The following is a 15,686-nucleotide window of genomic DNA, read 5'->3' on the forward strand; positions in this document are numbered from 1 at the left end:
GTTTTTTCCCTTTTTGTACACTGATGAAATAAATGATCTGATCCCGATCGTACTTTTCTGTAGTTGACATTTCGTTTTCTACAAATAAACATCCGACTTTTCGCTTATTATTTTTCAGGTATAAGGTTGCAATCTTATTCAAATGGGGTGTGATATCATCTAATCCCATGTGGCTGGAGGATGTTTGTGAAATTGTTGTAAATGGCGCTTGCATAAGTTTCTTCGATCAGTTCTTCTTCCTGACGGTTGTTTTTAGTACTGTTTATAATTGCTGTAATGTCTATTCTGGTTACATTCTGATTAACCGTGCTGATCTCAAATACTAACTGACGGGCTTTCCGTAACCAGTTTCCTTCCTGATAAGCAATGACAACTGATGAATTCAGAGTCTGTACTATGAAACCTTTTCGTAGTAACATCTCTTTTAATTTTTCTAAAACTTCGGGCAAAGCAAGCCCAAGTAGCGCAGTTTCCATAGTGCTAGATTGAATTGTGATCCTGCCCGTACAGACGTACGTACAGTATTCGGTAAATGGTTTTTTTGAGAATGTGTTGCTACAGCAGACGCAACACATGTAGTAGAAAGACAATTCGAAAATACCGTATTGACGGGCCTTTGTCCATTATTTTAAGTCAATCGGCATGTAGTGGCAGTCAATCGAGGGTTTGGGGGAGTGAATGGCGGGTTGAAAGCGGTGGAAATGGGGTCGAATTGGGTTAGAAGGCCAAGATCAAGGGATGCGCAGTCTTGGAGATTAGATTCAATCTTGATATCAGTCGTGACTACTGGATTTGCGGGAGAAAAAACACACAGAATTCTTTCCCGCAGAGTTCGCAGAGTACGCAGAAAATCCGCAGAAATTCCTGCGGAATTGTATTTATTTGTTGGAAAATTTTCCTTTTATGAAATTCAACATTGATTTATGATCTCGCAGAGATCTCTGCGGATTTTCTGCGAACTCTGCGCAATTCTGCGGGAAATAAATTACCTATCACAAATGCACACTTTCACCTACAAGAAATACCTAAATTTGATAACTCAATCCAACCCCTGTGTTCAAACGAATCCTTCTTTTTTTCTTTATCCTGACATTCAACCAATCGTTCGCTCAGCAAACTGTTGCATCGAAGAATACTTCAGATACTTCCTGCAACCGCTCATCATCAGCATGGAAAAATATATACAGCAAAGTAGCGACTTATCTGCCGCATGAAAACAGTCCGCTTAAAACCGTAGGAATAAATCTGATCATCATGCAGAATGATACCGGTGGAAATGGATACACCGATTCAGAGGAACACCTGAAAGAACTCAGAACACTTTTCGGGTATGTAAAAAATTTATACGCAAAAAACTCAAAGCCATCCGATCCTATTCAAGGTGTAACAGATTTGAAAAGTAAATTCATCGATCTTGAATTGAAAGGAATTTATTTTTACAAAAACAGCACACTCAATAAATCTGCAAATGTTCAAGGCTTGCTTTCTTATCTCACAAAAAATGATCCCGAACGATTGCAGTATCTGAATGTATTTCTCACCGAAGCCGGACACGGACTTGCTTATGCAACAAGAGGTGTATCATATGATACAAAAGGAAATTTAGGAGTCGTAATGCCCGGCATCTGGTCGTGGAGTCCCGGAAGTAATTATGCATCGGCAACAGAAATGGCGCATGAGATCGGACACATCTTTGATCTGTGTCATACTTACCTCGGTGGCGGTTGTGCCGGAACACTCAAAGCAATGGGTACTGATCCTGACACCGGCGATTGGTTTCCCGATGTATTCGGAACACCGTATCCCGGAAATGCTCCGCACACAGCACCAACAAAAGTATTTCCGTGGGAGTATGATGTAAACAAAGATACTGCTGATAAAGTCACCAACAATTTACACGGCGGCTTCCGCGATGAATCTTATTTGTCGCCGCTGCAGATCGCAAAATGTCATCGTGCATTGTCAGTGAAAAATGCATCGCGTTATGTAACATCATGTACATATGATTCAAGCAATGCGTGGATCATTACATCCGATGAAGAATGGGATTTCAAAATGAAGTGGGACAAAGATATTTTCATCCGTAATAAAGCCACAGTAAATTTTGAATGCCATTTATCCATGCCACAGCGTTCAAAGATCGTAGTTGAAAAAGGTTCAACGCTGATCATCAGCGGAACTGTTGCAAATGATTGCGAAGATGGATGGGATGGGACGATAGAGGTGAAGAGTGGTGGAAAATTGATCTTGCTTTCGAGTGCTGTGATCAAATTCAAAAACAATGGGAAGATAAAAGTTGAGAGGAGATTGTTTGGGCGGGGGAAAGTGAAAATTATTAATTAAATTGACTCTATTTTAGTTTTTTAAAGATTTAGGATCAAAAACCGAATTAAAATAATTCGAAAATGTTTGCCAATTGAAATTGTTTGTTATTTTTGATGAAGTCTTTTAATATATTCCCAGTATGAAAAGTATAATTTTACTTTTGTTTTTGTTGCTTTTGGCACAATTGTCCTGGTGTCAATCTACTTTTCAGAAAACATATAATCATTCTGTACCTGGCGTTCTTGTTCAAGATCATATTTATTCGATACTTCTTGACTCAAGTGAAAACATTGTGTTAAGCGGGAATACAAAAGATTTTATTCAACAAACATCTTCGGCAGCGGTTCTAAAAACAAACACCGATGGAAACCTTCTTTGGTTTAAACTATATGCGTATACGCCGACCAATAATGATGCTACTGCCTCGTTGCTTTTGCCAGATAACAATTATGTAGTAGCCGGTACTTTATCGGATTCATCATGGGGTGACAACAGCAGTTTTATTTTTAGAACTGATTCAAATGGAAACCTAGTATGGTCAAAGATCTATTCATTTAATTTACCCACTATTTATCTTTATTCACTTTCAAATTACAACGGAAGTATTTATACCGGTGGAACATTAAATAATACTCAAACCGGCACATTCCAGGATTTTTTCTTTACGAAACTTGATTATAATGGACATGTGGTTTGGAGTAAATATTTATACGATACTTTGGATAATGAATTTCACGATTTTTCAATTACAAGCGATGGCGGAATCGCATTTTCAGGAGACAGATTGATAGATAATTTTCCGGCGAACACAGATATTTATTTCGGAAAGCTTGATTCAACAGGGCAATTATTATGGAGCAAACAAATCTTATTGCCGGGCTTCGAAGGTAACAGGTCTAGGATTAGAGAAACGATTGATGGGGGTTATATGGTATTTACATATACACAAAGTGTGGGGCTTGGTAGTAGCGACTTTCTGTTTTTAAAAACAGATTCCATAGGAAATGTTGTTTGGTCAAAACTAATTGGAACCATCAATTCAGAAGTTCCGGCAACTATAAATCAATTACCGAATGGCAGTTTTTCAGTAACTGGATTGGTCGGGACTTCGAACTCTGACGTAGCCGTTGGTTTTAATATTGACTTAAGCGGAAATGTATCTTCTGTTTCTACATATGGTTTAACAAATGGAACGCGATTTGGTGTTTCTGCAGTTCTCAATAATTATATTGTTAATGCAGGCGATCATAGTCCATCATATCAAAGTATGGAAGGGGATTTTTATATTGTGAAGACAGACTTAACAGGATATAGTGGATGTTTTGAAACTCCTTATTTGTTTAGCGATTCGTCATTTACCCTTAGCATTTCGGAGGTAGATGATTCTGTAATTGAAATGGTTGCACCACTTACCGATGTTTCAATGATTATGTATGATGCCACATCTTCTATTACAGAAACAACTCTGTGCATGACAGCAGTTGACAATAACGGAGATTTGGAAAGCCAAGTAAAAATATTCCCTAATCCGAATTACGGCAAATTTAATTTAGTGCGAGAAAATTATTTTAACACTGTATGTCGTATCTATAATGTTTTTGGAGAATTAGTTTTAGAAGAAGCAGTGATAGGAAATTCTAATTCATTTGATGTGGATTTACCTTCGGGAATTTACTTTTTGAGTTTGGAAAATGGAATTGAATTACTACCTGTATCAAAAAAATTTATTATTCTTTGAATGGTGAGTGAATGGTGAACAAGGTTGTCATTAATTAAAATTTATTTTTTTAATATTATTTTTTTCGAAGGCCCTCACAGAAATTTATTTTTGTGAGGGCTTTTTTTTGGCTGGATATTTATTTTTTAATTTTGGAAAACTTGGGGTGATTCATATGTGATCCCTCTGGGATCGGGGCTTGTTCATTATTTATTTTTCTACCGTTATGTGATCCCTCTGGGATCGGGGCTTGCGCATTATTTATTTTTCTACCGATATGTGATCCCTCTGGGATCGGGGCTTGTGCATTATTTAATTTTCTACCGATATGTGATCCCTCTGGGATCGGGCTTTGCCTACTGATATAAGTCCCTCCGAGATTGAGATTTAGTTTTGACTTATTTTTCTGCCCCTTGTGAATTCCTTTTAGGATTGTTTTTGGGTTATTTTATTTCCTAAGGCCAATCCTCAGAGATTGAATTTTCCGGACGATTTTTGACCTGGGAAATTTGATTTCTACAGAGAAAAGCTTCTATTTGAAATTTACTCAGAAATAAAGAATTTAGAGCTAACACCAACTTCCATTTACTACCATCCAAATTTAACAATATCCGTAAATGTTTGATATTCAGCATAAAACGATAAATGTTAAGGCTGTTCTTCAGACAAAACATAGAATTTGAACCTACCTTCGTAATCTCCACAAAACACAGGCTTTTCAAATTGTGAATTTGTAAGAAGCTCAAAGCTTTAGCTGTAAATTCATTTGGCGTTCATCGTATCAGGATTGTCAATTATCAGATAATCATATCTTTGCAACCCCACGAAAGCTTGAAATTTATGTAGAAACAGTGTTTAAACAGAAGGGACAATACATGAAGCGAATTTCCAATTTACTTTTATCCGCAGCGATACTTTCTGTATCGGTGTTTTCTATTGCACCGGTCAACGCTCAGTTGATCAACGAACAACAAAACGTTATTCCGGATTCTTATGATCCGATTGCCGCAACTCTTGATAGCTTACTAAACCTTAGTTACGTTCAGCGACTAAACTCTAATTCAGCATATGGTTTTACGTCAAGTAATTTCCGTCCGCAGGAAGTGCCGGTTTATTCGGGCGATGTGATCGCAAAGCGAATGGAGAAAATCCAGACACCAATCCCTCTTACATATAATTCAATGGTGAAAGATTACATTGATATGTATGCGGTTCGTAAGCGTGGCTTAACGGAAAGAGTAATGGGACTTTCGAATTTGTATTTTCCTATGTACGAACAGATCCTCGATCAGCAGGGTTTGCCGGTTGAATTCAAATATCTTTCTATCGTTGAAAGTGCGTTGAATCCAATGGCGGTTTCACATTGCGGTGCAACAGGCTTGTGGCAATTTATGTTTGCTACCGGAAAATTATACGATCTGAAAATTAATTCAATGATCGACGAACGTCGTGATCCTGAAAAATCTACTTATGCTGCATGTCAGTATTTCAAAGACATGTATGCAATCTATAACGACTGGCTTTTAGTAATTGCAGCTTACAACTGCGGTGCAGGAAATGTCAACAAAGCAATTGCACGCAGCGGAGGTAAAAGAACGTTCTGGGAAATTTGTAATTACCTGCCAAAAGAAACTCGTGGTTATGTTCCTGCATTCATTGCTGTTACTTACCTGATGTCTTATCCGGCTGAACACAATCTTACTCCTGTCGCTCCTGCACTTACTTACTTTGATGCAGATACAGTAATGGTCGATCAGAAAGTTTCATTGAAAGCTATTGCCGATGCAACGAACACTCCACTCGACATGATTCAATATCTGAATCCGATTTACAAACGTGGTGTCGTTCCTGTTTCTGATGAGCCAATGGTTGTAAAACTTCCATCCAATAAGATCAACACTTATCTGGCTAATTTATCTTCGATATACAAACCTGCCGAAGACAGCTACACTGCAACTTTTGCATCAAGCGAAAAAGTAAATGTAAGTTCTGATGGAAATGATGAGATCCGCAAAACACATAAAGTAAGAAGAGGCGATAATTTACAATCAATTGCAAAACGATATTCTTGTTCCGTTACAGAATTAAAAAAATGGAATCGTTTAAAGTCTACACGACTAAAAGCAGGACAATACCTGACAGTTTTTGTTCCTGAGAAAAAAGCTCCTGCTAAACTTGCTGAAAAAACTGAGACTGTAAAACCTGCAAGTACTCTTATAGCAAATCAAAGCACTGATTCAACAAACGGCAGCCGCTTTGTTTATCATGTTGTAGCACCCGGTGACACACTGTGGAAAATTGCTCAACGTTATGAGGGGATGACTGTAGACCAGATTAAAGAAATGAATCAACTACAGTCCAACGACCTTAAGGTAGGTACACGAATCAAAGTAAAGGTTCAAGGGTAATCATTTACTCAAAAGATATTTAAAAGGCACCTTTTAGGGGTGCTTTTTTTTTGATTCATTTTTTGACCGATGGGTCATACAACCTTTCGGCTAAAATCCGTACTTTTGTTATACAAAATCCTAATTATGAAAAAATCAATACTATTCTTATTTCTAATGGCTTCAACATCTGTTTTGTTTGGCCAGGGAATCTTAAATCCAAGTTTTGAAACGTGGACATCGTTTACTGCTTCAGGCGGATCAGGTGAATATCCAACCGGTTGGACAACAAGTGACAGTTTAACAAAAGCAAGCGGTGGAGTTCAGACCGCCTGGAGAGGTTTAGATCCGTATGAAGGAGCTAACTCATTACATTTAAAATCTGCGGTAATTCTGTTTCAAGGATTCAATGTAACCGGACCTGCAGTTGCAACAAATGGTATTGTTTCATTAAATGGATTTGCATTAGCATACAGCGGAGGTCATGCAGATACAACAAGAGCAAGATACTATTCAGGTCAGTATAAATATATTCCCGTAGGTGGCGATTCAGGTATTGTGAAAGTTTTTCTTTTAAAAAGAAACGGTTCTGTAAGAGATACAATTGCAGCCGGAATAACTTCCCTTGAAGCATCTGCAACTTACCGCCAATTTATGGTTACAATGAATTTCCGTGATTTCACTGTGCAACCTGATACAGCTTTAATAATCATGCAGTCTGCAAATACTGCATTGGCGCTCGGTTCAACTGTAAATGAAAGTGAACTTGTAATCGATTCATTGACTGCATTAGGATTCGTTGGAGTAGAAGAGCTTTCCGGCGATGTGAAAAGTTTTTCTGTTTATCCATCACCGGCTTCTTCATTCATCACCCTCGATGCTGAACTGAGAAACCCGGCAACACTTTCTTATGACCTGTTCGACAACAACGGTCGCTGGATTCGTTCCGATAAAATGAATTCTTCAAAAGAAACAATTGAGATCTCGGATTTAGCGATTGGCAATTACATTGTAAAATTGAATGCTAATGGAAAGATAATTATTGCAAAGCAATTTGCAGTTACACGATAAGTTTATAAAATAGTTCAAATGAAAGGGTCAAAGGTCAACTGAGGTTGGGTTTTGACCCTTTTTTTGTGATTTGTTATTTGTAACTGATGAAGCAATTTTTTATTTTTCATTCCACTTCATTCCACTTCATTCCACTTCATTTCACTTCATTTCACTTCATTCCACTTCATTTCACTTCATTCCACTTCATTTCACTTAATTCCACTTCATTCCACTTCATTCCACTTCATTCCACTTCATTGTATTGCATTCGGATACCTCTTGTAATGTACAGCCTTAACTTCTTTTAGTATCTTTTCTCTCAATTCTTCAATGTTAGTTTTTTTAGCTGCAGAAATAAAAATACAATTCAAATCAATCCGGCTCATCCAGCTGCGTTTCAGTTCTTCTAAAGAAATATTTTCTCTCGTACTCGGAGTAAGATCATCTTCTTCTTTTTCAACCCATTTGTATGCATCGATCTTGTTTAAAACCAGAATAACTTTTTTATCACTTGCTTTAATGTCTACTAAAGTTTGATTCACAACATTGATCTGATCTTCGAATTGTGGATGTGAAATATCGACAACATGTAAAAGTATATCAGCTTCGCGAACTTCATCGAGCGTCGACTTAAATGATTCGATCAGATCATGCGGAAGTTTACGGATGAAACCAACAGTGTCTGAAAGTAAAAATGGAATTCTGTCGTAAACGATCTTGCGTACCGTAGTATCAAGAGTTGCAAATAATTTATCTTCTGCAAAGACTTCGCTTTTGCTTAACAAAGTCATCAACGTTGACTTACCGACGTTGGTATATCCAACAAGCGCAACGCGTACCATTTCGCCACGCTGCTTTCTTTGCGTCTGACTTTGCTTTTCAAATTCTTTCAGTTTGAGTTTTAATTTTGATAGCTTGTCTTTAATTACACGGCGATCGGTTTCAATCTCCGATTCACCCGGACCACGCATACCAATACCACCACGTTGTTTCTCTAAGTGAGTCCACATACGTGTAAGTCGTGGTAGTAAATACTGATATTGTGCTAATTCTACTTGCGCTTTTGCCTGTGCTGTTCGTGCACGATTTGCAAAAATATCAAGGATCAGATTGTTTCTGTCCAGAACTCTGCAGTCAAGTACCTTTTCAATATTCCTGATCTGTGAACCACTTAACTCATCATCAAAGATTGCAAGTTTAACATCATTCTCTACCATGAAAACACGGATCTGCTCAAGTTTACCGCTACCGATAAATGTTCTTGAATCCGGATGCTCAAGTTTCTGAGTAAAACGTTTTAATGTTTCAGCTCCTGCCGTCTCTGCAAGAAATGCCAGTTCATCCAAATATTCATTTACTTGTTCTTCATTCTGATTTTTATTGATCAACCCTACAAGTACCGCTGTTTCTTTCATAATTATTCTTGTGGACCCATCGGTGTTTTTAAGTTTTGTACAAATTTCGATACAGCAGCAATTTCATCATCACTGAGAGTTACAGTATATCCGGGCATCTTTCCTTTGCTTCCTTCACGGACCATTTGTACAATGTCATCGTAACCGAAGGGAGAGATCGTAAGATCTTTAGCTCCACGGTATAATTTTTTTCCATCAGCACCATGGCAAAAGGCGCAATTTTCAAAATACAATTTTGCACCTGTACTATTCTCTGCTGTCGCATTTCCGGACAGTGCAACTTTTGCCGGGATAAACGGTTTATTCTTTCCTGCTTCTGCCATTCCATAAGCTCCTACGATCAATACTAGTGAAAGTAAAGCCAGGCCTTTGTTTTGTTTCTTGAATGCAACAATTGCAATCGGAATACTCAGAAATACAAAAACAAGTTTAATGATATACAGCGTCTTTATTCCACCTACAATTACGAACAGCCAGATTCCTGTCACAAGAAAAAGTGTGCTGATGATCATTTCTGGAACCTTCGTTTTTTTACTGTAGTTTGCCAGCATATCTTTACTCGTAAAAAGTAAAATAGTCTTGATCACATACGTCAGTAAAAAAAGCATCACAGAAATTCCGTGAATCCGGGCAAGTAAATTTGAGTCCATTAGGTGTAGTTTGTGGTAAAAATAGGAAAACTAATCCAATCTGGAATCTATTAATGAATTGCAGTTTCATTCCTCAAAAATGCTTGTATTTGCGGAATATTGGCTACAATTGTCACGCCGGGAAAACTTTCACAAACCCGGATTGTTACATAATCATATGAAAAAATTAATTACGCTTTTGATAATAATAATTCTGGCTAGTAATGTTCACGGTCAATATACTTCAATCGGCCATCGGGCAGAAACGTTTTTTGACAGTTCAAGAACCAGATCGATCACTTGTGATATCTATTATCCTGCCGATGTTTCCGGAACAAATGTTTCAGTTGTTTCGGATACGTTTCATTTTCCTGTTCTTGTGTTCGGACATGGTTTTGTAATGTCTACAAGTTCTTATTCTTCATTACGGGATTCATTGGTCTTACAAGGATATATCATGGCACTTCCAACAACGGAATCAGGTTTTGCTCCCTCACACCTGGATTTCGGAAAGGACATTGCGTTTATCTCCGAACAAATTCAACTTAGTAACTTAAATGGTGCAGATCTGTTTTTCAATCGTGTTGCTGATGCTACTTGCGTCATGGGACATTCCATGGGAGGTGGTGCAAGTTTTTTATCGACTCAATTTTATTCAGGTATTACAGCAATTGCAAATCTTGCAGCTGCTGAAACAAATCCTTCTGCTGTAACTGCAGCTTCTTTACTAACTATTCCTGCATTATTGATAGCAGGTGAAAATGATTGCATCACTCCGGTTGCAACAAATCAATTGTTGATGTATAATGCAATTCAATCTCCCTGCAAAAATCTGATTTCAATAAATGGTGCCAGTCATTGTCAGATGGGTGATTCAAATTTTAATTGCAGTTTAGGTGAAGCAACATGTTCACCGGCACCTTCAATTTCCCGGGAAGTTCAACAGCAAAAAGTTCTTTCATATCTTTCTCTCTGGCTCGATGCGGTTCTTAAGCAAAACTGTCAGTCAGGAATTGATTTTGAAACAACAAGAAATTCCGATACGACAATATCTTATTTTCAGTCGTGCAATTTGTGCTCATCTGTTTCTGACAATGAAATGGATAATGACATTGTAGCTATTTACCCAAATCCTTTTGATGACTTAGTAAATATTTCTTTCAAAAATGAAAATGCTACTATTGAAATTGCAGTTCACGATATTTCAGGCAGACTACTTTTCAGTCAGGTGAAATCAACACAGGAGACTTATGAATTGCGCTTGTCGGGATTAACTTCCGGAGTTTACTTTGTTCGAATAAGGATCAATGATATATTTCAGAAAAGAATTCTGATAAAAATAAAAAAGGCGCTCATTGCTATGGCGCCTTTTTTATTTTTTAAGTAAGAAAGATTGATCAATCTTTTAAAACCATTCGTCCTAATTTATCTTTTTTCATTTTTGACGAATACACAATTAATTCGTTACTCGCTTTTCTGCTATAGACACCAGGTTTCAAAACCAATTCACTTTTAACAGCATCTTCAGGATCTTTTCTGGAAAGCTTTCCGTTTTCTTCAAAAATAAATAATGCCGGAACTGAGCTCTTGTAATTTCCCATTGTTCTGACTTCTTCAATATCTGTGATGCCTTTGTTCTTGATATTATCATTAAACACAACGTTTAATTTACCATTGCTATAGATCGGAATTGAACCAAGATATTCCGGACCTTTACCAAGAGTTCCCAGTGGAATTCCTTTATATACACCAACACCAAAACTACCGGCGCCATAACTGTAAGTACCGGTCGACCATCCGATTTCTGAAACAGTGGCAGATTGCTCTTTAGGCAAAACATTGCTCCAAGCAACTTTACCATCAGGATTCAAACTTGTAATTATTATTTCATTTCTTGTATAAGTGATCGGAGTAACAGAAAATGGACCTAGCCCCTGTGTTTTTCCGACAATGATAGTTTGATATTCAGACATGATGATCATTCCGCCATCTTCTTTTTCAATAATGTTTGTAATCGCATAGAGTGGCTTTACATCTTTTCCTTTGTTAGCTCTTCTTTCTCCCATCAATTTTACTTTAGTAGCAAGATCGAATTCGTTGAATTTTACTACAGGTGATGCTTTTGAACTTAAGTCCATTGTTGCATTATAAACACCTTTTAATTCTTTATTTGCTCTTCCGCTTTCTCGGACGCTTGAATAAAATCCTACAAGTTTCAATGTGTTCTGTGCAGTCGACATCATTTTGCAATTAATGATCTCCACATCTTTTAAATTGATATTTACGACTTCTTTCTTGTAGCTGTTAGCTTTCATAAATTCGTGAATTTCAAATTTCTCTACTTGCTCTTTCTTTTTGTTATCTCTATAGCTTTCATTGATTACCAGTAAAACATCATCATCATAACTGATTTCAAAGTCAGAGATCATGAATTCGTAATCTTTTTTACTATCATTAAAAAATACATCTTCTTTATGGTCAAACATTACATCAAGCTTGTTATCAAATAATTTTACCTGATATTTCACAGCATCTTCTTTGCTGAATTCACATGTATGCATTGCAAGTAAAGCGCCACCATCAGGTGAAATTTTAAAGTAAAAAGCTCCACGTGCACTCTTCTTTGCAACTTCTGCTTCAAACATTTTAGTTGAAGTTGGACTCATGATACCATTTTCGCCAATTTGTGTTCCCATCAAATTGAAGATCTTTTCTTTTCTGTTGTAGACACTTCCTACAACATATAACTTGTCATTTAAAAGAAAAATATCTTCAAAATCGACATCTTTATCTTCTAATTCCGGTTGGATGATCTTATTCATAGAAAGTTGTTTCATTTCTTTTGAATCGAAGATCCTGATGTAATAGTGTACAAAAAATAGTCAATTCAACCGAAAAATTTATCGACTAAAAACAGGTTTTACCGGAATCTGTTTTGCCTTTGAATTTTTTCAAGGAAGAGAATTGATGTAATTAGGAATCAAATAGTTAATTGTAGTTAAAATGATATAAATCGTCACTTTTTGACCTCTGGTGGTTATTTCCCATTACCTAAATATCTTATCTTTCACACCTTAATCCGGTTTTATGAGAAGATTATTTACGTTTATATTTCTGGTATTATCGATGATGGAATCCTATTCACAGGAAACATTTCCGGTGAATGGCACCGACGACCCGCGACATACTATTTATGCATTTAAAAATGCAGTACTGCATGTTGACTATAAGACTTCTGTTTCTGGTGCAACAATGCTGATTCAGGATGGAAAGATCTTAAACTCAGGAGCAGGAATTTCTATTCCTTCGAATGCTGTTGTCTTCGACCTGAATGGAAAACATATCTATCCCGGACTGATCGATATCTTCAGCGATTATGGAATGACGGAAGTAAAACGTACTCCTGACTTTGACCGTTCACCACAATTTATTTCAAATACGAAAGGCGCATATAACTGGAATCAGGCAGTACGTGCAGAGTATGATGCTTTCCGTACATTTAATGCAGATTCAAAAAAGGCCGAGGAGTTACGCAAACTTGGTTTTGGTTCTGTGATGAGTGTACTTCGTGATGGAGTAGTCAGAGGAACATCAACATTTGTTCTCTTAGGAGATGAACGCGAAAACGAAATGATTCTTCGGGATCGTGCTGCTTCAAATTTCTCATTTAACAAAGGAAGTTCGACTCAGGATTATCCATCATCACTGATGGGCTCCATAGCTCTCATTCGTCAGACTTATCTTGATGCTGAATGGTATAGTTCAGGTGGCTACAAGGAAGAATTCAATATTTCTCTTGATGCTTTTAACAAGAACAAAAACTTACCTCAGATCTTTGAAGTCAGTGATAAGCAAAATGCATTGCGGGCAGACAGGATCGGAACTGAGTTTGGAGTTGATTATATAATCAAAGGAAGTGGTGATGAATACGAACGAATCGAAGAGATCAAGAATACCGGAAGTGCTCTTATCATTCCATTAAATTTTCCTGAAGGTTATGATTTCTCTGATCCATATGAAGCTGTCAATGTTTCATTGCGTCAGATGAAAGCCTGGGAACTTGCTCCTGCAAATGCTGGTGTTGTTGCCGGTAAAAAAATTCCTTTTGCAATTACTCTTTCTGATCTGAAAAATAAATCAGACTTCTGGAAAAATCTGCGTAAGGCTATTGAAAACGGATTGACGGAAGAAGATGCGATAAAAGCATTAACTTATTCACCAGCACAATTCTTAAAACTTGATGATCAGATCGGAAGTTTGAAGAATTCTATGCTTGCAAATTTTATTATTACTTCTACGAATCTTACAAATAAAGACAATCAGATCTTTGAGAACTGGATCAATGGAAAAAGATATCAGATCGTTGATCCTTCTTTCAAAGATGTCCGTGGAAATTATTCTTTGTCGATTGATAACATCAAACCTTTACGGATTAAAATTGGTGGCGAAGTAAATACTCCGGAAGCATTTGTCTATGAAGACACGACTTCCACGAAAATATCTTTTTCCAGACAAGGCCAGACAGTAACAATGCAGGTTGAATTGAAAAAAACAGAGCCTAAGGGCATTTACCGGCTGACCGGTGAAACAATAGGATCTGTGTGGACGGGAAATGTATTATTGCCTTCTGCCGATTGGGGCAAATGGACAATGAAATTTGATTCGGCTTTTATTGCTCCGGTATCAAAAAACGATACAGCGAAAAAAGATACTGTTAGAGCTCCGGTTTACTTTCCGAATATGGCCTATGGCTGGAAACAATTACCACAGGCAAAAACATATTTGATAAAGAATGCAACTGTCTGGACAAATGAACAAGATGGGATATTAAAAAATACTGATGTTCTTATTGAAAATGGAAAGATCAAGCAGGTTGGAAAAAATATTGCAGCACCTGCGGGATGCGAAGTTACTGATGGTACAAATATGCACGTAACTCCCGGCATCATTGATGAACATTCACATATTGCAGTTTCTGATGCAGTAAATGAAGGAACACAATCTTCTACTGCTGAAGTTCGAATTGGTGATGTTGTTGATGCAGATGATATTCAGATCTACAGACAACTGGCCGGCGGGGTTACTACATCGCATTTATTACATGGAAGTGCAAATGCAATAGGGGGACAAACTCAACTGATAAAATTGCGTTGGGGGCAAAGTCCGGAGAAAATGAAATTCGAAGGCGCACCGGGATTTATCAAATTTGCTTTAGGTGAAAACGTAAAGCAAAGTAATTGGGGCGAGAAACAAGTCGTACGTTTTCCACAGACAAGAATGGGTGTTGAGCAGGTTTATCTTGACTTTTTTACTAAAGCAAGTATTTACAATGCAAAAATGAATTTGAATTCTGCGTCGAATAAAAAACCTGCGGGAACAAATTCAATTCCTGTTCGCCGTGATCTTGAATTGGATGCATTAGTTGAAATAATGAAAGGCAAACGATTTATTACCTGTCATAGTTATGTTCAGAGCGAGATCAATATGCTTATACATGTTGCTGATTCATTCGGATTTAAAGTAAATACATTCACTCATATTCTCGAAGGGTATAAAGTAGCAGACAAGATGAAAGCTCATGGAGTAAGTGGGGCTTCAACTTTCAGTGACTGGTGGGCTTATAAGTTTGAAGTGTATGAAGCAATACCATACAATGGTCCGATCATGCATAATGTTGGATTGAATGTATCCTACAATTCAGATGATGCAGAAATGGCTCGTCGATTGAATCAGGAAGCAGCGAAAGCAGTAATGTATGGTGGAGTAAGTGAAGAAGAAGCGTTTAAATTTGTTACACTCAATCCTGCGAAGATGTTGCACATCGATGACCGCACAGGAAGTTTGAAAGCCGGCAAAGATGGTGATGTTGTTGTGTGGAATGAGAATCCACTTTCGGTCTATGCAAAACCAATTCAGACTTACGTTGATGGAATTAAATATTTCGACATAAAGCAAGATGAGATCTTACGCAAAGAGATCGTGTCGGAAAAAGCAAGATTAATGAAGAAGATGACAGATGCAAAGAACAAAGGCGAGTCGACTCAAAAACCCGCATTCAAAGCTCTGGAGTTAAAACATTGTAATGATCACGAAATATCAATGCCTCATTGATCCTAAAGAACGCAACAAGATGAAAAAAAATTTATACATATATTTGACG

The 15,686-nt window shown here is 37.3% G+C and carries 10 protein-coding genes; 6 read left to right on the forward strand and 4 right to left on the reverse strand.

From position 1 onward, the window contains the following. Positions 1–155 precede the first annotated feature (155 nt). Positions 156–476: a hypothetical protein gene (locus IPL24_12260; GenBank protein ID MBK8364408.1), complete on the reverse strand. Its 321-nt coding sequence runs from the start codon at positions 474–476 to the stop codon at positions 156–158. Between the two features lie 577 nt (positions 477–1,053). Between IPL24_12260 and IPL24_12265 the strand changes: the two genes are divergently transcribed. From IPL24_12265 to IPL24_12280, 4 genes are all read left to right on the forward strand, one after another. Continuing rightward, positions 1,054–2,343 carry a hypothetical protein gene (locus IPL24_12265; GenBank protein MBK8364409.1) on the forward strand — a complete coding sequence of 430 codons (1,290 nt, stop codon included), beginning with the start codon at positions 1,054–1,056 and terminating at the stop codon, positions 2,341–2,343. Positions 2,344–2,464: 121 nt separating this feature from the next. Continuing rightward, entirely contained in the window at positions 2,465–4,063 is a 1,599-nt protein-coding gene (locus IPL24_12270) for a T9SS type A sorting domain-containing protein (protein MBK8364410.1), read from the forward strand. A gap of 830 nt (positions 4,064–4,893) precedes the next feature. Then, positions 4,894–6,450, forward strand: coding sequence for a LysM peptidoglycan-binding domain-containing protein (locus IPL24_12275; GenBank protein MBK8364411.1), 1,557 nt, complete (start codon positions 4,894–4,896; stop codon positions 6,448–6,450). 126 nt (positions 6,451–6,576) lie between these two features. Then, complete coding sequence (locus tag IPL24_12280; GenBank protein MBK8364412.1) at positions 6,577–7,500, forward strand: T9SS type A sorting domain-containing protein; 924 nt, start codon at positions 6,577–6,579, stop codon at positions 7,498–7,500. Positions 7,501–7,736: 236 nt separating this feature from the next. On the opposite strand, the gene hflX is transcribed toward IPL24_12280, so the two are convergent. Together hflX and IPL24_12290 are read right to left on the reverse strand one after the other, a co-directional pair. Beyond that, positions 7,737–8,897: a GTPase HflX gene (hflX, locus tag IPL24_12285; GenBank protein ID MBK8364413.1), complete on the reverse strand. Its 1,161-nt coding sequence runs from the start codon at positions 8,895–8,897 to the stop codon at positions 7,737–7,739. A 2-nt stretch (positions 8,898–8,899) separates the two neighbouring features. After that, entirely contained in the window at positions 8,900–9,547 is a 648-nt protein-coding gene (locus IPL24_12290; protein ID MBK8364414.1) for a SirB2 family protein, read from the reverse strand. Between the two features lie 157 nt (positions 9,548–9,704). On the opposite strand from IPL24_12290, the gene IPL24_12295 reads away from it, so the two are divergent. Next, positions 9,705–10,913, forward strand: coding sequence for a T9SS type A sorting domain-containing protein (locus IPL24_12295; protein ID MBK8364415.1), 1,209 nt, complete (start codon positions 9,705–9,707; stop codon positions 10,911–10,913). 10 nt (positions 10,914–10,923) lie between these two features. Here IPL24_12295 and IPL24_12300 read toward each other — a convergent pair whose 3' ends face one another. Continuing rightward, on the reverse strand, positions 10,924–12,363 hold the full coding sequence (locus IPL24_12300; GenBank protein ID MBK8364416.1) for a hypothetical protein: 1,440 nt from the start codon (positions 12,361–12,363) through the stop codon (positions 10,924–10,926). 250 nt (positions 12,364–12,613) lie between these two features. Between IPL24_12300 and IPL24_12305 the strand changes: the two genes are divergently transcribed. Next, positions 12,614–15,637, forward strand: a complete 3,024-nt coding sequence (locus tag IPL24_12305; protein MBK8364417.1) for an amidohydrolase family protein — start codon at positions 12,614–12,616, stop codon at positions 15,635–15,637. The last annotated feature ends 49 nt before the right edge of the window (positions 15,638–15,686 follow it).

The sequence above is a fragment of the Bacteroidota bacterium genome (assembly GCA_016711505.1).
Classification (GTDB): Bacteria; Bacteroidota; Bacteroidia; order AKYH767-A; family 2013-40CM-41-45; genus JADKIH01.